The 19876-nt window shown below is 53.2% G+C and carries 16 protein-coding genes; 2 read left to right on the top strand and 14 right to left on the bottom strand.

Annotated features, from left to right (window positions below; genetic code table 11):
• Positions 1-24: 24 nt before the first annotated feature.
• Positions 25-1029: a chemotaxis protein gene (locus HV350_RS08395; RefSeq protein ID WP_016157041.1), complete on the top strand. Its 1005-nt coding sequence runs from the start codon at positions 25-27 to the stop codon at positions 1027-1029.
• Positions 1030-1122: 93 nt separating this feature from the next.
• Here HV350_RS08395 and nuoN read toward each other — a convergent pair whose 3' ends face one another.
• The 14 genes from nuoN to lrhA form a co-directional block, all read right to left on the bottom strand.
• Positions 1123-2580: an NADH-quinone oxidoreductase subunit NuoN gene (gene nuoN / locus HV350_RS08390; protein ID WP_016153830.1), complete on the bottom strand. Its 1458-nt coding sequence runs from the start codon at positions 2578-2580 to the stop codon at positions 1123-1125.
• A gap of 6 nt (positions 2581-2586) precedes the next feature.
• On the bottom strand, positions 2587-4116 hold the full coding sequence (nuoM, locus tag HV350_RS08385; RefSeq protein ID WP_016153831.1) for an NADH-quinone oxidoreductase subunit M: 1530 nt from the start codon (positions 4114-4116) through the stop codon (positions 2587-2589).
• Between the two features lie 76 nt (positions 4117-4192).
• A complete protein-coding gene (nuoL, locus tag HV350_RS08380; RefSeq protein ID WP_016153832.1) occupies positions 4193-6034 on the bottom strand; it encodes an NADH-quinone oxidoreductase subunit L in 1842 nt (613 codons plus the stop codon).
• The gene (gene nuoK, locus HV350_RS08375; RefSeq protein WP_006683663.1) at positions 6031-6333 is read right to left on the bottom strand and encodes an NADH-quinone oxidoreductase subunit NuoK; all 303 of its coding nucleotides are present in this window, start codon (positions 6331-6333) and stop codon (positions 6031-6033) included. The genes nuoL and nuoK overlap by 4 nt, the downstream gene beginning before the upstream one ends.
• Positions 6330-6884, bottom strand: a complete 555-nt coding sequence (gene nuoJ, locus HV350_RS08370; protein WP_016153833.1) for an NADH-quinone oxidoreductase subunit J — start codon at positions 6882-6884, stop codon at positions 6330-6332. The genes nuoK and nuoJ overlap by 4 nt, the downstream gene beginning before the upstream one ends.
• 11 nt (positions 6885-6895) lie before the next feature.
• Complete coding sequence (gene nuoI / locus HV350_RS08365; protein ID WP_003028062.1) at positions 6896-7438, bottom strand: NADH-quinone oxidoreductase subunit NuoI; 543 nt, start codon at positions 7436-7438, stop codon at positions 6896-6898.
• Between the two features lie 14 nt (positions 7439-7452).
• Entirely contained in the window at positions 7453-8430 is a 978-nt protein-coding gene (gene nuoH / locus HV350_RS08360; RefSeq protein ID WP_016153834.1) for an NADH-quinone oxidoreductase subunit NuoH, read from the bottom strand.
• Positions 8427-11153: an NADH-quinone oxidoreductase subunit NuoG gene (gene nuoG, locus HV350_RS08355; protein WP_181630227.1), complete on the bottom strand. Its 2727-nt coding sequence runs from the start codon at positions 11151-11153 to the stop codon at positions 8427-8429. Before nuoG ends, nuoH begins: the two co-directional genes overlap by 4 nt.
• 80 nt (positions 11154-11233) lie before the next feature.
• Positions 11234-12571, bottom strand: a complete 1338-nt coding sequence (gene nuoF / locus HV350_RS08350; protein ID WP_016153836.1) for an NADH-quinone oxidoreductase subunit NuoF — start codon at positions 12569-12571, stop codon at positions 11234-11236.
• A complete protein-coding gene (gene nuoE, locus HV350_RS08345; protein ID WP_003028069.1) occupies positions 12568-13068 on the bottom strand; it encodes an NADH-quinone oxidoreductase subunit NuoE in 501 nt (166 codons plus the stop codon). The genes nuoF and nuoE overlap by 4 nt, the downstream gene beginning before the upstream one ends.
• Positions 13069-13070: 2 nt before the next feature.
• Positions 13071-14873 (bottom strand): NADH-quinone oxidoreductase subunit C/D, encoded by a 1803-nt coding sequence (nuoC, locus tag HV350_RS08340; RefSeq protein WP_016153837.1) that lies wholly within the window; start codon positions 14871-14873, stop codon positions 13071-13073.
• A gap of 85 nt (positions 14874-14958) precedes the next feature.
• Complete coding sequence (gene nuoB / locus HV350_RS08335) at positions 14959-15621, bottom strand: NADH-quinone oxidoreductase subunit NuoB (protein ID WP_003028075.1); 663 nt, start codon at positions 15619-15621, stop codon at positions 14959-14961.
• A gap of 15 nt (positions 15622-15636) precedes the next feature.
• The gene (nuoA, locus tag HV350_RS08330; protein ID WP_003028077.1) at positions 15637-16080 is read right to left on the bottom strand and encodes an NADH-quinone oxidoreductase subunit NuoA; all 444 of its coding nucleotides are present in this window, start codon (positions 16078-16080) and stop codon (positions 15637-15639) included.
• A 627-nt stretch (positions 16081-16707) separates the two neighbouring features.
• Complete coding sequence (lrhA, locus tag HV350_RS08325) at positions 16708-17646, bottom strand: transcriptional regulator LrhA (RefSeq protein WP_016153838.1); 939 nt, start codon at positions 17644-17646, stop codon at positions 16708-16710.
• A gap of 928 nt (positions 17647-18574) precedes the next feature.
• On the opposite strand from lrhA, the gene alaA reads away from it, so the two are divergent.
• On the top strand, positions 18575-19792 hold the full coding sequence (gene alaA / locus HV350_RS08320) for an alanine transaminase AlaA (protein WP_005129483.1): 1218 nt from the start codon (positions 18575-18577) through the stop codon (positions 19790-19792).
• The last annotated feature ends 84 nt before the right edge of the window (positions 19793-19876 follow it).

The raw sequence follows: 19876 nt of genomic DNA, 5'->3' as shown, positions 1-19876 counted from the left end.
GCTGGCTTTCACACTGAGGACAGGATGAACAATTTCCAGAAAGATATTGATGACAGGACAAACCTAACCCTGTCTAACCGTTTTGAACTGCTGCTGTTTCGCCTTGGCAAATCCGTCGAGGAGCAGAAATCAGAACTGTTTGGCATCAACGTATTCAAACTGCGTGAAATCGTACCGATGCCGACCTTTACGCGTCCCGCAGGTATGAAAGCCCCGTTGCTGGGTATGGTTAACATTCGCGATCAGGTGATCCCGGTGATTGATCTGCCTGCCGTCGCGGGCTGTAAGCCAGAGACCGGACTCAACATCCTGTTGATCACGGAATATGCCCGCAGCGTTCAGGCGTTTGCGGTGGAGTCGGTAGAAAACATTATGCGTCTGGACTGGCAACAGGTGCATACCGCCGAGAAAGCCGTCAATGGTCGCTACATTACCAGTATCGCCTGTCTGGACGACAACAAAGAGACTAACAATCTGGCGCTGGTGCTCGATGTCGAACAGATCCTGTACGATATTGTACCGTCGAACCACGACCTGCGCGCAACAGAGCTGAAAACCAATAAGTTCAACATTACGCCGGGTGCGGTGGCGATTGTGGCTGATGATTCCAAAGTGGCTCGCGCGATGCTGGAAAAAGGGCTTAACGCCATGGAGATCCCACACTTGATGCATGTGACGGGCCAGGATGCGTGGGAAAAGATACAACAGCTATCTGAAGAAGCAGAAGCGGAAGGTAAACCAATCAGCGAGAAGATTGCGCTGGTGCTCACCGATCTGGAAATGCCGGAGATGGACGGTTTTACGCTTACCCGTAAGATAAAAACCGACGAACGCCTGAAGAAGATCCCGGTCGTTATCCACTCCTCACTTTCCGGTAGCGCCAATGAAGATCACGTACGCCGAGTGAAAGCAGATGGTTACGTGGCCAAATTCGAAGTCAATGAGCTGTCTTCAGTAATTCAGGAAGTGATGGATCGCACAGCGAAAGGCATCAGCGGCCCGCTGGTGAGCCGTCAACTTTCGGCCTGACGCCCCAGCAACTTGAAGTATGACGAGTATATACAGGTAAAAAAAAAGAGTCTGGACATTGTCCAGACTCTTTTTCGATCACAGCATGATGAATTACATCAGCGGAGCCGCTAACTGCACGATGCTGATCAACGGTTGCGGGTAGATACCCAGCACCAGTACCAGCAGAGCAGAAATCAACACCACGATACCGCCCGCGCTGTACTGCCAGTTGGACGGCGCATCGCGATTCAGTTGCTGCGGTGCGCTCAGGTACAGGCTCACGGCAACGCGCAGGTAGTAGTACAAACCAATCGCGGAACCCACCACCACGGCGGCAACCAGCCACCACAGATTAGCCTGCACACCCACCGCCAGTACGTAGAACTTACCGATAAAGCCCAGCGTCATCGGAATACCCGCCAGAGACAGCATCATCACCGTCATCACCGCCGCGAGGATTGGACGATGCCAGAACAGACCACGGTAGGAGAACAGAGAGTCTGCATCCGGACCGCGGTACGGGCTGGACATCAGGCTGACCACACCGAACGCACCGAGGCTGCTGAACAGATAACCGGCCAGGTAAACGCCAACCGCTTCCATCGACATCTCGCCGCTCTGCAGGGCAATCAGCGCCACCAGCAGGTAACCGAGGTGAGAGATAGAAGAGTAACCAAGCAGACGTTTGATGTTGGTCTGGCTCAGCGCCATCAGGTTACCGAAGATAATAGAAGCAAAGGCAATCACACCCAGCACGATCCGTACCGCTTCGCTATCACCTACCGGTGCGTACAGGAACAGACGCATCACCACGCCGAAGATAGCGATTTTGCTCGCCGTCGCCAGGAAGGTGGAAACCGGAGCCGGAGCGCCCTGGTATACGTCTGGCGTCCACAGGTGGAATGGAACCAGTGAGAGTTTAAAGCCGAGGCCAACAATCATCAGACCGAAGCCCGCCAGCAGCAGCGGTTCTTGCAGCATACCGTCGCCGAGGCTCTTACCGAGCGCGACAAACGACAGGTTGCCAGACTGCGCGTACACCAGCGCCATACCAAACAGCAGGAAGGAAGACGCTGCGGCAGACAGAATGGTGTATTTGATACTGGCTTCCAGCGAACGTTTCTGACGGAACGCATAGCCAACCAGACCAAACAGCGGCAGAGAGATAAGCTCAATACCAAGGAACAGCGCCGCCAGATGGTTAGCGTTAGCCAGCAGAATACCGCCGAGCGCGGCAATCAGCACCAGCAGATAGAACTCTTCCCGGTTGTCGTCGTAGCCTTCCAGCCACGGGTAAGCGAAGGTACAGGTGGCAAGACTCGCCAGCAGCACCAGCCCGGTGTAGAGCATGGCGAAACCGTCAACCCGCATCAGCGGGGTGACGTCCATAGCGCCCGCCTGGCCAACAAACCAGAGCGAAACCAGTGCGGCGTTAAGCCCAATGACCGACAGCGTGGCATTGAGGAAGTGATTGCGTCGCCACGCAATGGAGAGCATCACAACCACCACCGTCAAGCCGACGATCAGCAGCGGTAGCAGCGCAATCAGGTGTTGTGGAGTTATTGTCATGGCGATTTACGGCCTTGTAGTAGTAACGGAATTAACAAACCACTGCTGGATGTTGCTCATCGCAGAATGCGAGGTATCCAGAATCGGCTGCGGATAGAAGCCAAGCAGTACCAGAAGCACGACCAGCAACAGGATGATAAACAGCTCACGCAGCGACATCCCTGGCAGTTCAACACTGGCAATCTGGCTCTTCGCCTTACCAAAGTAAGCGCGATGCAGCATCGCCAGCGAGTAAACAGAAGCAAACACCAGACCAAATGTCGAGATCACGGTAATAACCGGAACCACCTGGTAGCTGCCGAACAGAATCATAAATTCGCCAACGAAGTTACCTGTACCCGGCATACCCAGCGTACACACTGCAAAGAACATTGACAGTGCAGGCAACCATTTCATTTTGCCCCACAGGCCGCCCATCATACGCATATCACGCGTGTGCAGACGTTCGTACAGCTGACCACACAGGATGAACAGACCGGCTGCGGACAGGCCGTGCGCGATCATCTGAATCACCGCACCCTGGTATGCCAGCTGGCTGCCGGTGTAGATAGCAATCAGTACGAAGCCCATGTGGGATACGGAGGTGTAAGCAATCAGACGTTTGATGTCGTACTGATTAAAGGCCATCCACGCGCCGTAGAAGATGCCGATGACGCCAAGCCACATTGCGATAGGCGCAAACTCCGCTGACGCATTCGGGAACAGCGGCAGGGAGAAGCGCAGCAGACCGTAGGCTGCGGTTTTCAGCAAGATACCTGCCAGGTCAACGGAACCTGCGGTCGGTGCCTGGGAGTGAGCATCCGGCAACCAGCCGTGCAGCGGAACCACCGGCATTTTCACCGCGAAAGCGATGAAGAAGCCCAGCATCAGCAGGTATTCCACGCCGTGGGACATCGGAGTATTCAGCAATTCTTCATAGTTGAAAGTCCACACACCGGTCGCTTTGTAGTGCACAAACACCAGCGCCAGGATGGCAATCAACATCACCAGACCACTCGCCTGGGTATAAATGAAGAACTTGGTTGCTGCCGTGATACGCGTTTTACCGTCAGAGGCTTTATGCCCCCATAGCGCGATCAGGAAGTACATCGGCACCAGCATCATTTCCCAGAAGAAGAAGAACAGGAACATGTCGATGGCAAGGAACACGCCGATTACGCCGCCTAAGATCCACATCAGGTTCAGGTGGAAAAAGCCCTGGTATTTTTCGATTTCATTCCAGGAGCAAAGTACCGCCAGAACACCGAGCAGGCCGGTCAGCACCACCATCAGCAGCGACAGACCGTCGATAGCAAGATGAATCGAGATGCCAAAGCGTGGGATCCACGGCAGGACAAACTCAGACTGCCACTGCGGAATGCCAGTGGATTGCGTCAGTGAATAGCCGCCCTGCAACCAAAGTTGCAGGCCAAGCGCCAGCGTCAGTCCCATGGTAATCAGCGCGATCCAACGCGGCACCTTCACGCCAAAGCGTTCGGTCTGCCAGCACAGGAAGCCACCGATAAAGGGAATCAATATTAGCCAGGGTAGTAACATGGCGATTTTTATTCCTTTTTAAGGCCCCTAATAGAGGCCTGATTTTCAACGAATTTGGATAAAATTCACTTTACGATCAACGCAGTACCATCAACAGAGCCAGCACAACGACGGCGCCGATGCTCATTGATGCTACATACCAACGCAGATAGCCGTTCTCGCTTAACAACAGGCCTTTACCTGCAAAGCGGGAAAGGATCGCCGGAATGTTCATCATTGCGTTCAGCGGATCGCGTTTCAGCAGCCATGCAACGCCCAGGAACGGCTTGACGAACACTTTGTCGTACAGCCAGTCGAAGCCCCAGGCGTTATACCACCAGGTACCCAGCAGACGGCCTGGCGCACTGTTGGCAATCGACGTCACCAGAGTACGTTTACCCAGCCACAGCCATGCAGCGATCAGAATGCCTGCAATCGCGACGATACCGGAGGTAATTTCCAGGGTCATCACGCGACCATGCTCAAGCTCGGTTGTCGCAGGCAGTACACCCTGCAGCGGTGGCACAATCAGTGCGCCAACGAAGGTGGACAGGATCATCAGCACAATCAGCGGCAGATGATGTGTAATCCCCTTCCCTGCGTGAGCGTGAATTTGTTCTTTACCGTGGAACACGATGAAAATCATACGGAAGGTGTACAGAGAGGTCATGAACGCACCGACCAGACCTGCAACCATCAGATTAATATGACCGTTCGCCATCGCACCGGCCAGAATCTCATCCTTACTGAAGAAGCCTGCGGTAATCAGCGGCAGAGCCGACAGCGCCGCGCCACCGATCAGGAAGCAGAGATACACCAGCGGAATAGACTTACGCAGACCGCCCATCTTGAAGATGTTCTGTTCGTGGTGACAGGCCAGGATAACCGAGCCAGATGCCAGGAACAGCAGCGCTTTAAAGAAGGCGTGCGTCATCAGGTGGAAAATCGCCGCGTCCCACGCCTGAACCCCGAGAGCCAGGAACATATAACCAATCTGGCTCATGGTGGAGTACGCGAGAACGCGTTTAATGTCGGTCTGTACCAGCGCGGCGAAACCAGCCAGTACCAGAGTGATAGCCCCGATAATCCCCACCAGATGCAGGATTTCCGGCGTCATCAGGAACAGGCCGTGAGTACGTGCAATCAGGTAGACACCGGCGGTAACCATCGTCGCGGCGTGGATCAGCGCGGAGACAGGCGTCGGACCTGCCATCGCGTCAGCAAGCCATGTCTGCAACGGCAGCTGCGCGGATTTACCCACCGCACCGCCCAGCAGCATCAGGGTTGCCCACATCAGCATGTTGTTACCATCTGCAAAGTGAGCAGGTGCCAGTTCCACCATTTCGCGGAAGTTCAGCGTGCCCAGCTCGTTGTAGAGGATAAACAATGCGAAGGCGAGGAACACGTCACCCACACGGGTCACGACGAAGGCTTTCATTGCCGCAGCGCCATTCTTCGGATCGGTGTAATAGAAACCGATCAGCAGATAGGAGCACAGGCCCACGCCTTCCCAGCCGAGGTACATCAGCAACAGGTTATCCGCCAGTACCAGAACCACCATGCTGGCGATAAACAGGTTGGTGTAGGCGAAGAAACGGGAGTATCCCTCTTCACCGCGCATATACCAGGAGGCGAACATGTGGATCAGGAAACCCACACCGGTCACCACACTGAGCATGGTCAGCGACAGGCCGTCCAGCACCAGGTTAAAACCGATATTGAAGTCACCGACAGACATCCACGTCCACAGCGGCTGGCTGTAGGCCTGTTGACCATTAGCAAAGAAGTCAACGCCAACAAACGCGGTCACCAGCGCCGCCAGGCCAATCGACCCGACACCCACGGTCGCGGACAGATTTTCTGACCAACGACCGCGAGAGAACGCCAGTAATACAAAGCCAATAAATGGCAGAATAATGGTTAAGGCAAGCATGTTCATCCACGCATCTCACTTACTGAATCGATGTTCAGGTTCTGGCGACGGCGATGAAGTTGCAGCAACAGCGCAAGTCCAATGCTCGCTTCCGCAGCCGCAAGGCTGATGGCGAGAATATACATCACCTGACCATCGGTCTGGCCCCAGTAGCTTCCGGCGACCACGAAGGCCAGCGCGGAGGCGTTAATCATGATTTCCAGCCCGATCAGCATAAACAGCAGATTGCGGCGGATAACCAGACCGGTTAAGCCCAGTACGAATAAGACAGCCGCGAGGATCAGTCCATGTTGTAAGGGGATCATGCGTGCTCCTCCGTTTTTCTTTTCGCGCGGTCATCGGTGCGATTGCTCAGCACTTCACCAGAACGCTCTTCGCGCCCTACGTGGAAGGCCACAACCAGACCTGCCAGCAGCAGCATCGAAGCCAGCTCGACCGCCAGTACATACGGTCCGAACAGGGAAATACCGACAGCTTTCGCGCTAATTGGCGTCCCGTCGATGCCCTGATCGTTAACACCCAGAATGGCATAAACAATAACCGCCAGCATGATGGCCGACAGAATCGCCGGTCCAATCCACACCTGCGGTTTCAGCCACTGGCGTTCCTGTTCAATTTCAGAACCACCGAGGTTGAGCATCATGACCACGAACACGAACAACACCATGATGGCGCCCGCGTAGACGATTATTTCCAGCGCCCCCGCGAAGTAAGCACCTAACGAGAAGAACACCCCGGAAATCGCCAGCAGCGAAATAATCAGGTACAGCAGTGCGTGTACCGGATTGGTGTGGGTGATCACCCGCAAGGTTGCGAGAATGGCTATCAGGCCACAGATATAAAAAGCGAACTCCATTGCCCCTCTCCTTACGGTAACAGGCTCTTGACGTCGATAGGCTTGGCTTCGTTCTCTGCTTCGCCCTTATCTTTGCCGTCGATTGCCATACCTGCCATCCGGTAGAAGTTATATTCCGGGTATTTACCCGGACCGGAGATCAGCAGATCCTCTTTCTCGTAAACCAGGTCCTGGCGCTTGTACTCACCCAGCTCGAAATCTGGAGTCAGCTGAATAGCCGTTGTCGGACAGGCTTCTTCGCACAGGCCGCAGAAAATGCAGCGTGAGAAGTTAATGCGGAAAAACTCCGGATACCAGCGGCCATCTTTGGTCTCTGCTTTTTGCAAAGAGATACAGCCTACCGGACACGCTACCGCACACAGGTTACAGGCAACGCAGCGCTCTTCGCCGTCCGGGTCACGGGTCAGAACGATACGACCACGAAAACGGGGCGGTAGATAGACTGGCTCTTCCGGATACATCTGCGTTTCGCGTTTCGCGAACGCATGCAGGCCGATCATCCAGATACTGCGTACCTGGGTGCCGAAACCTACGAACAATTCTTTTAAGGTCATGGTCTTTGTGTCCCTTATTGCGCCTGCCAGAGAATGACAGCCGCCGTTACCAGCAAGTTGACGAGCGTCAGCGGCAGACAGACTTTCCAGCCGAAGGACATTACCTGGTCATAACGAGGACGCGGTAACGACGCACGAATCAAAATGAACATCATCATGAAGAACGCGGTTTTCAGCGCGAACCAGACGAATGGCGGTAAGAACGGACCATGCCAGCCACCGAAGAACAGGGTAACCATCAGTGCAGAAATGGTGACGATGCCGATGTACTCACCCACGAAGAACAGACCGAATTTCATACCGGAGTATTCAATGTGGTAACCGTCGGCCAGTTCCTGCTCGGCTTCTGGCTGGTCAAACGGGTGACGGTGACACACCGCCACGCCCGCGATGGCAAAGGTGACAAAACCAAAGAACTGCGGAATAACGTTCCAGATATCAGCCTGGTTGTTGACGATGTCGGTCATGTTAAATGAACCGGCCTGCGCCACCACGCCCATCAGGGAAAGTCCGAGGAATACTTCGTAGCTCAGCGTCTGCGCAGACGCGCGCATCGCACCGAGCAGCGAGTATTTGTTGTTACTGGACCAGCCTGCGAACAGCACCGCGTATACCGCGAGGCCTGCCATCATCAGGAAGAACAGGATCCCGATGTTCAGGTCAGCAACCACCCAGTTCGGACTCACCGGCACGATGGCGAAAGCCAGCAGCAGCGAGGTGAAGGCGATCATCGGTGCCAGGGTAAAGATGACGCGATCCGAGAATTTCGGGATCCAGTCTTCTTTAAAGAACATCTTGATCATGTCCGCAACCAGCTGGAGCGAACCGCCCCAGCCAACACGGTTCGGTCCGTAACGGTTCTGGAACAGACCGAGCAGACGACGTTCGCCAAAGCTCATGAATGCCCCGCAGGTGACCACCACCAGCAGAATCACGACCGCTTTGAGAACGCTCAGCAGGATCTCAATCAGATCGGGTGTAATCCAACTCATTGTTGTGCCTCCTGCAGATCCTCAAGACGTGCACCAGCCAGAACCGGCGCGATGCCAGGCATACCCATTGGCAAACCAACCTGCCCTGCCGTTAATCCTTCAGCGATTTCAACCGGCAGCGTAACCGTGTTGCCATCGTAGCTAAAAGATACGCGCGTACCGGCATTAACACCCAACTTCGCGGCATCAGCCGGGTTGAGTTTGATGTACGGCTGCGGCATACGGGTCTGGAAGACAGGCGCACGCTGGGACATTTCGTCACTACCAAACAGATGATAGTAAGGCGCGACACGCCACTGACCATCCTGAGCCTGGAAGCTCGCCGGAACGGTTGTGAAGTAATCCAGACCATCTGCAGAAGCTTCGATCAGACGCACGCCCGGATCGCCATGACGCAGTTTACCGCCCACTTCATCCTGGAACTTGTTCCACGCCTGTGGGGAGTTCCAGCCCGGAGCCCAGGCAAACGGAATTTGCGAACGCGGCGCAGACGGCTGGTTGTTCCCTTCCATAGAGAAAGCGAACATGGTGTCTTTGTCCTGCGGCTGGCGTGGTTCGTGAACGCTGATGTTGGCGCGCATTGCGGTACGACCACTGTAGCGGTGCGGTTCACGTGCCAGTTTCTGTCCACGGATACGGAAGCTTGCATCCGGCGCGGCATCTTTAATACCCGCCAACTGCGGTAACTTCTCAACGACCGCGTCGATAACATGGTCGAGCTGCGTCCAGTCCACTTCACGACTCTGCACGGTACTGTGCAGCGAGTGCAGCCAGCGCCAGCTTTCCAGCATTACGGTGTTGCTGTCGTAGTAGGATGGGTCATAGACCTGGAAGAAACGCTGGGCGCGACCTTCGTTGTTAATTACCGTACCATCGCTTTCGGCGAAGCTAGCGGCGGAAAGCACCAGATGGGCGTTTTCCATAATAGCCGTGCGCTGATGGTCAACAACCAGTACCAGCGGCGCTTTCGCCAGCGCGGCGTTCACACGCGTTGCTGAAGCATGGCGATGCAGGTCATTTTCCAACACCACAACGGCGTCAGCACGACCGGTTTCCAGTTCGGTCAGCGCGTCGTCGAGGGAACCACCGCCAATCATACCCAGCCCCATGCTGTTAACAGAGCGAGCAATCATGGTGATTCCGACGTCTGCGCCACGGCCTTTCAGCGCCTTCGCAACGTTGGCAGCAGCCTGAATCACGTCGGCGCTACCGGCGTTGGTACCGGAAATAATCAGTGGTTTCTTCGCCCCGGCCAGAGCCTGAACGATGACGTCAATTTTGTTCTGCAGGTCACGGTCGATACCGTCAACCGCCGGTGCGTTGTTATCCAGCGCATGAGCGATCGCGAAACCTAAACGCGCCTGATCTTCAACCGGCGCACGGTAGGTCCATGCCGCGATATCATCCAGACGGGTGTTATCGACGTTGGTAACGAACAGCGGGTGCTTGGCGCGCTGGCCAATATTGAGGATTGCCGCAATCTGCCAGTCGGCCACTTTCTGCGCCGCCGCCATTTCACGCGCTTTACCTTTCACCGCCTGACGCACTGCCAGCGCAACGCGCGCGCCGGTTTGGGTGACATCTTCGCCCAGGACCAGAACCGCATCGTATGTCTCGATTTCGCGCAGTGCCGGGGTATGAATACCGCCGTCACGCAGCACGCTCAGAGCCAGTTGCAGACGTTCCTGCTCGCCCTGGGCAATACCGGTATAGAAGTTATCCGCACCGACCAGTTCACGCAGCGCGAAGTTACTTTCAACGCTGGCACGCGGTGAGCCGATACCAATCACTTTCTTCGACTGACGCAGAATATCTGCCGCGCCCTGCATCGCCTGTTCGGCGTTCAGCGTGATCAGGTCATCGCCACGACGCTGTACCGGCTGACGCGGACGGTCTTTCAGGTTCACGTAACCATAGCCAAAACGACCACGGTCGCAGAGGAAGTAGTGGTTAACGGTACCGTTGTAGCGGTTTTCGATACGACGCAGTTCACCGTAGCGCTCGCCCGGGCTGATGTTACAACCAATAGAACACTGCTGGCAGATGCTCGGCGCAAACTGCATGTCCCATTTACGGTTATAACGCTCGGAGTGCGTTTTATCGGTGAAGACGCCGGTCGGGCAAATTTCCACCAGGTTACCGGAGAATTCGCTTTCGAGCGTACCGTCTTCCGGACGACCAAAGTAGACGTTGTCATGTGCGCCATAGACGCCCAGATCCGCGCCATCGGCGTAATCTTTGTAGTAACGTACGCAGCGATAGCAGGCGATGCAGCGGTTCATTTCGTGAGAGATGAACGGCCCCAGGTCCTGGTTGCGGTGAGTACGCTTCGTGAAGCGGTAGCGACGGAAGCTATGACCGGTCATGACGGTCATATCCTGAAGGTGGCAGTTACCGCCCTCTTCACAGACCGGACAGTCGTGCGGGTGGTTAGTCATCAACCACTCCACTACGCTTTCGCGAAACTGCTTCGCTTCTTCGTCATCAATTGAAATAAAGGTGCCTTCGGTGGCCGGTGTCATACAAGACATCACCAGGCGACCACGCGTGTCTTCCGCGTTTTGATATTGCTTCACCGCACACTGGCGGCAAGCACCGACGCTTCCCAGCGCCGGGTGCCAGCAAAAGTACGGAATATCAAGGCCGAGAGACAGACAAGCTTCCAGCAGGTTGTCCGCTCCGTTGACCTCATATTCTTTGCCGTCTACATGAATCGTAGCCATAGTCAGCATGCTTCCAGTTGGCTCGGTCTAAAACCGAGCGTTAATCGAATTTCTGATCGCGATTCAGGGTTACCCTGCTATTACCAGCGCTCTTTCAGCAGGTTCGGCTGAATACCACCAATCTGATGGGTATTGCTGAAGGACTGCTTGATGCCAGCTTCGAATTCTTCGCGGAAATATTTAATGGCGCTCTGCAGCGGCTCCACCGCACCCGGTGCGTGTGCACAGAAGGTTTTACCCGGGCCGAGGAAACGACACAGTTGCTCAAGCGTCTCGATATCCCCAGGCTGGCCTTCGCCACGCTCCAGCGCGCGCAGAATTTTCACACTCCACGGCAGACCGTCACGGCACGGCGTACACCAGCCGCAGGACTCGCGGGCAAAGAACTCTTCCAGGTTACGCACCAGAGGAACCATGCCAATCTCGTGATCGACAGCCATTGCCAGCGCGGTGCCCAAACGGCTACCGGCTTTACCAATGCTTTCGAATTCCATCGGCAGATCGAGGTGCGCTTCAGTCAGGAAGTCAGTACCCGCGCCGCCCGGCTGCCAGGCTTTGAATTTCAGGCCATCGCGCATGCCGCCCGCGTAATCTTCGAGGATCTCGCGCGCGGTAGTACCGAAAGGCAGTTCCCACAGGCCAGGGTTCTTCACGCGACCGGAGAAGCCCATCAGCTTGGTGCCCGCGTCTTTACTCTGCGAAATGTTCTGGTACCACTCCACGCCGTTCGCGAGGATAGCTGGTACGTTACACAGGGTTTCGACGTTGTTAACGCAGGTCGGCTTACCCCAAGCGCCAGAGCTTGCCGGGAACGGCGGCTTAGAGCGTGGGTTAGCACGACGACCTTCAAGGGAGTTAATCAGCGCCGTCTCTTCACCGCAGATATAGCGCCCTGCCCCGGTGTGGACAAACAGTTCGAAGTCGAAACCGGTGCCCATGATGTTTTTGCCAAGCAAGCCGGCTTCGGTTGCTTCGGCAATCGCGCGACGCAGATGCACAGCCGCTTCGATATATTCACCACGCAGGAAGATGTAACCACGGTACGCTTTCAGCGCAAACGCGGAGATCAGCATGCCTTCCACCAGCAGGTGCGGCAGTTGTTCCATCAGCAGACGGTCTTTATAGGTACCCGGCTCCATTTCATCGGCGTTACACAGCAGGTAACGGATGTTCATGGATTCGTCTTTCGGCATCAGGCTCCACTTCAGACCGGTGGAAAAGCCCGCACCGCCGCGCCCTTTCAGGCCAGCGTCTTTTACCTGATTAACGATTTCGTCCGGTGACAGCCCGGTCAGGGCCTTACGTGCACCTTCGTAGCCGTTCTTGCTACGGTATTCGTCCAGCCAGACCGGCTGTTTGTCATCACGCAGACGCCAGGTCAGCGGATGCGTTTCGGGAGTACGGATAATGTCTTTCATTTATACCGCTCCAGCAGTTCGGGAATGCCTTCCGGGGTCAGGTGAGCATGAGTATCCTCATCGATCATCATGTTCGGCCCTTTATCGCAGTTCCCCAGGCAACAGGTCGGGAGCAGCGTAAAACGACCGTCAAAGGTCGTCTGCCCCGGCTTGATGTTGAGTTTTTTCTCAAGCGCAGCCTGGATCCCCTGATAGCCGTTGATATGGCACACCACGCTGTCGCAATAGCGGATCACGTGGCGACCTACCGGCTGGCGGAAGATCTGGCTATAGAACGTGGCAACACCTTCTACGTCGCTTGCCGGGATCCCCAGCACATCAGCGATCGCATAGATCGCCCCATCCGGCACCCAGCCACGCTGTTTCTGAACGATTTTCAGCGCTTCAATGGACGCCGCACGCGGGTCTTCGTAGTGGTGCTTCTCGTGCTCAATCGCTTCACGCTCAGCCGCACTCAGCTCAAAAGCCTCGGTTTGTGGTTGTTGATTCTCGTGCATAATTAGCGGTCCACATCTGACATAACAAAATCGATACTACCCAGGTGGACGATAAGGTCGGACACCAGGCTGCCACGTACCGCTACCGGGATCTGCTGCAGGTGCGCATAGCTCGGGGTACGGATACGGGTACGGTAACTCATGGTGCTGCCATCGCTGGTCAGGTAGTAACTGTTAATACCCTTGGTCGCTTCCACCATCTGGAAGGACTCGTTTGCCGGCATAACCGGTCCCCACGAAACCTGCAGGAAGTGGGTGATCAGGGTTTCGATATGTTGCAACGTGCGCTCTTTCGGCGGCGGCGTAGTCAGCGGGTGATCCGCTTTGAACGGGCCTTCCGGCATGTTGTTGAGGCACTGCTCAAGGATGCGCAGACTCTGGCGCAGCTCTTCAACTTTCAGCATCACGCGGGTATAGCAGTCGGACACGCCGCCGCCAACCGGGACTTCAAAGTCAAAGTTTTCGTAGCCAGAGTATGGACGCGCTTTACGCACGTCAAAATCAATACCGGTCGCACGCAGCGCAGCACCGGTACAACCCCAGTCCAGCGCTTCTTTCTTACCGTAAGCGGCAACGCCCTGCGAACGGCCTTTCAGGATGGTGTTACGCAGTGCGGCTTTCTCGTAGGAATCCAGACGTTTTGGCATCCAGTCGAGGAAGTCACGCAGCAGTTTGTCCCAACCGCGCGGCAGATCGTGTGCCACACCGCCGATACGGAACCAGGCCGGGTGCATACGGAAACCGGTGATCGCTTCCACTACGTCATAGATTTTCTGACGGTCGGTAAAGGCGAAGAAGACCGGCGTCATCGCGCCGACGTCCTGGATGAACGTGGAGATGTACAGCAGGTGGCTGTTGATACGGAACAGTTCAGACAACATAACGCGAATCACGTTGACGCGATCCGGCGTGGTGATGCCAGCCAGTTTCTCAACGGCCAGTACGTAAGGCATTTCGTTAACGCAGCCGCCGAGGTACTCGATACGGTCGGTGTACGGAATGTAGCTATGCCAGGACTGACGTTCACCCATCTTTTCAGCGCCACGGTGGTGGTAGCCGATGTCAGGCACGCAGTCGACGATTTCTTCGCCATCAAGCTGCAGCACAATACGGAACGCACCGTGAGAAGACGGGTGGTTAGGACCGAGGTTGAGGAACATGAAGTCCTCGTTTTCGGAACTACGCTTCATACCCCATTCTTCTGGTTTGAAGGTCAGTGATTCCATTTCCAGATCCTGTTTGGCTTTGGTCAGCTCAAACGGATCGAATTCGGTCGCACGCGCCGGGTAGTCTTTACGCAGCGGATGACCTTCCCAGGTATGCGGCATCAGCAGACGCGTCAGGTGCGGGTGACCTTCGATGTCGATGCCAAACATTTCCCAGGTTTCACGCTCATACCAGTTGGCGTTCGGGAACAGTTTGGTGAACGTCGGTACGCGCAGGTCGTTTTCAGACAATGCCACCTTGAGCATGATATCGCGATTGCGTTCAATGGAGATCAGGTGATAGAAAACGGAAAAATCCGCGGCAGGTAAGCCTTCGCGGTGCGTACGCAGACGTTCGTCCATGCCGTGTAAGTCAAACAGCATGACGTAAGGTTTCGGCAGTCTCTTTAAGAAATCGCCAACTTCCAGTAATTGTTCACGCTTGACCCAAACAACAGGTACCCCGGTGCGAGTCGCCTGAACGGTAAAGGCATCCGGCCCAAAACGGTTGCGCAGTTCGCCAATGACCGGGTCATCAAGGTGATCCCGTGTTTGCCATACAGCGTCTTGCGCGGTTAAGTCGGTCATATTGTTCACCATTGCAAATGGTCCGTGGTGGTCGGCAGTGCTTCGCGCTATTTATGTAGTGATAAGCGAAGGAAGTGCTGCTGCCGACAGGCGCAAATTAAATCTCGTCTGGTGTACGAAGATTCGTTACAGCAATACGTTCGCCGCGTTTACGCTCGCGTTCTGACTGCATATTGGCGCGATAAACGCCCTGATCGCCAACCACCCAGGAGAGCGGACGGCGTTCTTTGCCAATGGAATCTTGCAGCAGCATCAGAGCCTGCATATACGCTTCCGGACGCGGCGGGCATCCCGGGATGTACACATCGACCGGAATAAATTTATCAACGCCCTGCACCACAGAATAGATGTCGTACATACCGCCGGAGTTGGCGCATGCGCCCATGGAAATAACCCATTTCGGTTCCAGCATCTGATCGTAGAGGCGCTGAATAACCGGCGCCATTTTGGTAAAGCAGGTTCCGGCTACGACCATCAGGTCAGCCTGACGCGGCGATGCACGCAGTACTTCCGCACCAAAACGGGCCACATCGTGCACGGCGGTAAACGAGGTCACCATCTCAACGTAGCAGCAGGAAAGGCCAAAGTTATATGGCCAAATTGAGTTTTTACGGCCCCAGTTAACCATGTCATGCAGCTTGCCCATGAACACGTTTTTGTTAACTTCTTGCTCCAGGGGGTCGGTTACGATCTCCTGTTTTTGCAGGGGGTAACGGTCGTTCTCACCGTTAGGATCTATGCGGGTGAGCGTATAATCCATCTTAATGCCTCGCGGTTAGCGTTGACGATTAGCGATACTGTTCGTTTCCGGGTTCATACGCTCGCGGCGTGAACGCGCGGGCGTCCAGTCCAGCGCGCCAATACGCACCAGATAAACCAGACCTGCCAGTAACACAAAAATAAAAATTGCAGCTTCCACAAAGCCAATCCAGCCGCTTTCACGGATAGAAGTTGACCATGCGAACAGATACAGCGCTTCAACGTCGAAGATAACGAAGAACATGGCTACCAGATAAAACTTGGCAGACAGGCGCAAGCGGGCGGTGCCGACCGAGTCGATACCTGATTCAAACGGCACGTTTTTAGATCTCGCGCGCGCGCGACCACCTAAAAACCAGCCGCCGACGAGCATCAGGCAGCACAGGCCAATGGCAACAATAAGAAAGATAGCGAATGCCCAGTGATGAGCGATGATTTCAGTGGATGTTGACATACTCATTGCTTACTCATCAAAAGTAGCGCCAAATTCTCTGCTCTTTTCGGCAGATGAACGCCACATCGATTCATGGGGAGGAATAAAAAAAACCTTACAATCACTGTGAAAAACCATTTTATACAGCTAATTGATGGGGTTTTTTACTCCTTTCTATAACCTTTTGTCAACTTTAACAAAAGTTTCCTCACATTATTTTACACCGCTCCAACTTCATTAACATAAAGTGCTATTTAGACCAATTTCGATCGCATCATCGGTCATTTTTAATGTTGTTGAATCGTGTCCGTAGTGAAGTAAAAAAGATAATACTCACCTATTTTGACAGGAATTCACCCAGATGCCTCCCCCTAAATGGGAGTATTTTCTTGATCTGTGACACGCTTTTGTTAATTCACCATAAAAAACAGCAACAATTTCTCTAGTTTTTTAACATGGAAACAATTAGTAACGCTGCTGCTTATTTTTCAGCCAGGTGTCAGGCCGTTTTTTTACCTTCTGATTTTGTTAAGTTTTAGTATAGCAAATGACATAAAGCGGCAATATTTACATAAAAAAAGAGCCGCTGGATGTTTTTTCATCACCAGAGGCTCTTTTTTACACTAACATTTTAAAACGATTTTTTGTGACGGATTACTCAAAGTCGCCTTCAACAATCAGCGAGTCATCTCCCCCTTCCGGGGTAAACTGATTGTATTGCCAAGGATTTTGATACGTTTGCATCGACTTAAAGATAACTTCTGCCAACTCATTTTGCGTGGACGGATCGCAGCACAACAGATACTCAGTATCAGGCAATGGCGGTAATCCGTCGGCGGCGCCCAGTACGCGTAAATCCGGACTCATCATTTCAACAGGCCGCGCAGTGACGCCGAGCCCTGCTTTTACCGCCGCGCGAACCGCAGGTAATGTTGAAGCAACATAAGCCAGACGCCACGGGATCTGAGCAGCATTTAATGTCGCCAGCACGATATCGCGAAACGGGCTCGGATCGTCCAGCAGAACCAACGGTACCGGCTCACCTTTTTGCAGAATATATTCGGCAGCACAGTACCAATGCGTTGGCGAGGTACGCAGATTCAGACATTCAAAATCGCCAGGACGGTTGGTAGTCACAACCAAGTCCACTTCTTGCGACTTCAGCATATCCACCATGTAGGCGTTACGCTTGACCCTCACATCCAGCGCAAGCTTCGGATAAACCGAACTTATTCGGTTGAGCAGGAAAGGCAGTATGGTATCGGCTGATTCATCAGAAGCACCGATAGTTAACACTCCCTGAAGATTATTAAACATTAATGATGAGCATGCCTCATCATTAAAGCGCAGTATTTTTCTGGCGTAACCCAACAGTTGTATACCATGTTCGGTCAGTAGTTTGTTGCGTCCATGGCGCGCGAACAACTCTTTCCCCACGAGTTGCTCAAGACGCTGCATTTGCTGACTCACCGCAGACTGAGTTCGACATACCGCAGCTGCCGCAGCCGCAAAGGTATTCAGGTCGGCAACAGCAACGAAGGTTCTCAGCAGATCGAGGTCGAGGTTAATTATCGGACGATTTGCATTTATCATAGTTTTTCACTTACTCGCGGGTCATACCGGGTTAATGCTGTGCATTTGGAATCAAACAACTCCATTTGTAATGTGCCTCCCTCGCAGTTTCGCTTAGTGTAACCAAGTGAAAATAAGGATGTATTTGGTTTAACAAACGAAACAATTCTCTTTCCTGGCTATTTTAATTCCCGTGATATTCATCGGAATATAGCAACGAGAAAGAGCCGAATTTTTAGCTGCTGGATGATTCTGACTTAGGGAAAACATGTAAATTTTGTAAATTTAAAAAAAAGTTAACGAACAATAATTTACACATTAAAAACTAACTTTTCAGTGTGTTAGGAACAACCAACAAACATTTGAATTATCTTAAAATTCAGACTACTTACCATTTCATGAGACTTATCTTAACCTAAAACCACTATATTTATAAGTGTTATCGTGAATAATTCCAGGCTACCAGGTGTTATGTCAGAGCAGCGGTTTTGCTATTATTGGCCCATTCAATTTAATGTCGTTTAAATATTAAATAATAATTAATTAAGAATTCTTCAATTCATTAATTATGCTTAACAATGAATTCACACCGTATCACGTACGGATCAGGCCGATAACAGACCCCGCAGTTAAAACCTCAGTATTTTCGAATTACCTCATCCAGCTTAGCCACCCGTGACATTTCGCTTTACAGGCTTAACTTTTTTTGACCAAACAAATCACCACAACCAAACCAATAAAACAAAATATACTACCAATAAAACACATCCAGATAGATTATTATCTCATAATATTTACATTATTTAGTTGTTAACAGTTAATTATCACTTCATAGCTTTTCAAAATCTTCTACTAAAGACCCTTCAAAACTCACCGCCGTGGGAGTACATTGTGCTGGGCTGACTTCCATGGCAGGGAGTGGCATTCACAGCTAAAAAGGTCAACGTTCATGTCCCCCATTGAAAAATCCAGCAAATTAGAAAACGTCTGTTATGACATTCGCGGCCCGGTTCTGAAGGAAGCAAAGCGCCTGGAAGAAGAAGGCAATAAGGTTCTGAAACTGAACATCGGCAACCCGGCGCCATTCGGGTTTGAAGCGCCAGATGAAATACTGGTGGATGTGATCCGCAATTTGCCAACAGCGCAAGGATATTGCGACTCCAAAGGCCTTTATTCCGCCCGTAAAGCGATTATGCAGCATTACCAGGCCCGTGGTATGCGCGACGTAACCGTGGAAGATATTTATATCGGCAACGGCGTTTCTGAATTAATTGTGCAGGCTATGCAGGCATTGCTGAACAGTGGGGACGAAATGCTGGTTCCTGCTCCTGATTATCCGCTGTGGACGGCGGCGGTATCGCTCTCCGGCGGTAATGCCGTGCACTACCTGTGTGACGAATCATCAGACTGGTTCCCGGACCTGGATGATATCCGCGCCAAAATCACGCCGCGTACGCGTGGAATCGTCATCATCAACCCAAACAACCCAACCGGCGCTGTTTACTCTAAAGAGCTGCTGATGGAGATTGTTGAGATTGCTCGCCAGAACAACCTCATCATCTTTGCGGATGAGATTTACGACAAAATTCTCTACGACGACGCTGAACACCACTCCATCGCTGCAATGGCGCCGGATCTGCTGACCATCACCTTCAATGGCCTGTCAAAAACCTATCGCGTTGCCGGTTTCCGTCAGGGCTGGATGGTGCTGAACGGGCCGAAGAAACATGCTAAAGGATATATTGAAGGTCTTGAGATGCTGGCCTCTATGCGCCTGTGTGCCAACGTTCCGGCGCAACATGCCATTCAGACCGCGCTGGGCGGATACCAAAGCATCAGCGAATTTATCATGCCTGGTGGGCGTCTGTATGAACAACGCAACCGCGCCTGGGAACTGCTCAATGACATTCCTGGTGTCTCCTGCGTAAAACCGCGCGGCGCGCTGTATATGTTCCCGAAAATTGATGCTAAACGCTTCAACATTCATGACGACCAGAAGATGGTACTCGACTTCCTGCTGCAGGAAAAAGTACTGCTGGTTCAGGGAACAGCGTTCAACTGGCCGTGGCCGGATCATTTCCGCATCGTCACGCTGCCGCGTATTGACGATATTGAAATGTCGCTGAGTAAATTTGAGCGTTTCCTGTCAGGGTATCACCAGTTGTAATTAAACAAAGGCTGTCGGATGAATGACGAGTATTTGCATCTGACAGCCTTCTCTGCGCAAAATGACTCTTAGGTTGCCATCATA

It is taken from the genome of Citrobacter sp. RHBSTW-01013 (assembly GCF_013781985.1).
GTDB lineage: Bacteria > Pseudomonadota > Gammaproteobacteria > Enterobacterales > Enterobacteriaceae > Citrobacter > Citrobacter braakii.
Note: the sequence above shows the minus strand (reverse complement) of the source record. Positions and strands in the feature narration are given on the sequence as shown.

What these genes read in the sequence shown, in the direction of transcription:
- nuoE (WP_003028069.1), bottom strand. Translation starts at nt 13,068, where the DNA reads ATGCACGAGAATCAACAACCACAAACCGAGGCTTTTGAGCTGAGTGCG.
- nuoJ (WP_016153833.1), bottom strand. Translation starts at nt 6,884, where the DNA reads ATGGAGTTCGCTTTTTATATCTGTGGCCTGATAGCCATTCTCGCAACC.
- nuoL (WP_016153832.1), bottom strand. Translation starts at nt 6,034, where the DNA reads ATGAACATGCTTGCCTTAACCATTATTCTGCCATTTATTGGCTTTGTA.
- HV350_RS08395 (WP_016157041.1), top strand. Translation starts at nt 25, where the DNA reads ATGAACAATTTCCAGAAAGATATTGATGACAGGACAAACCTAACCCTG.
- nuoB (WP_003028075.1), bottom strand. Translation starts at nt 15,621, where the DNA reads ATGGATTATACGCTCACCCGCATAGATCCTAACGGTGAGAACGACCGT.
- alaA (WP_005129483.1), top strand. Translation starts at nt 18,575, where the DNA reads ATGTCCCCCATTGAAAAATCCAGCAAATTAGAAAACGTCTGTTATGAC.
- nuoN (WP_016153830.1), bottom strand. Translation starts at nt 2,580, where the DNA reads ATGACAATAACTCCACAACACCTGATTGCGCTGCTACCGCTGCTGATC.
- nuoM (WP_016153831.1), bottom strand. Translation starts at nt 4,116, where the DNA reads ATGTTACTACCCTGGCTAATATTGATTCCCTTTATCGGTGGCTTCCTG.
- nuoA (WP_003028077.1), bottom strand. Translation starts at nt 16,080, where the DNA reads ATGAGTATGTCAACATCCACTGAAATCATCGCTCATCACTGGGCATTC.
- nuoH (WP_016153834.1), bottom strand. Translation starts at nt 8,430, where the DNA reads ATGAGTTGGATTACACCCGATCTGATTGAGATCCTGCTGAGCGTTCTC.
- nuoF (WP_016153836.1), bottom strand. Translation starts at nt 12,571, where the DNA reads ATGAAAGACATTATCCGTACTCCCGAAACGCATCCGCTGACCTGGCGT.
- lrhA (WP_016153838.1), bottom strand. Translation starts at nt 17,646, where the DNA reads ATGATAAATGCAAATCGTCCGATAATTAACCTCGACCTCGATCTGCTG.
- nuoC (WP_016153837.1), bottom strand. Translation starts at nt 14,873, where the DNA reads ATGGTGAACAATATGACCGACTTAACCGCGCAAGACGCTGTATGGCAA.
- nuoG (WP_181630227.1), bottom strand. Translation starts at nt 11,153, where the DNA reads ATGGCTACGATTCATGTAGACGGCAAAGAATATGAGGTCAACGGAGCG.
- nuoI (WP_003028062.1), bottom strand. Translation starts at nt 7,438, where the DNA reads ATGACCTTAAAAGAATTGTTCGTAGGTTTCGGCACCCAGGTACGCAGT.
- nuoK (WP_006683663.1), bottom strand. Translation starts at nt 6,333, where the DNA reads ATGATCCCCTTACAACATGGACTGATCCTCGCGGCTGTCTTATTCGTA.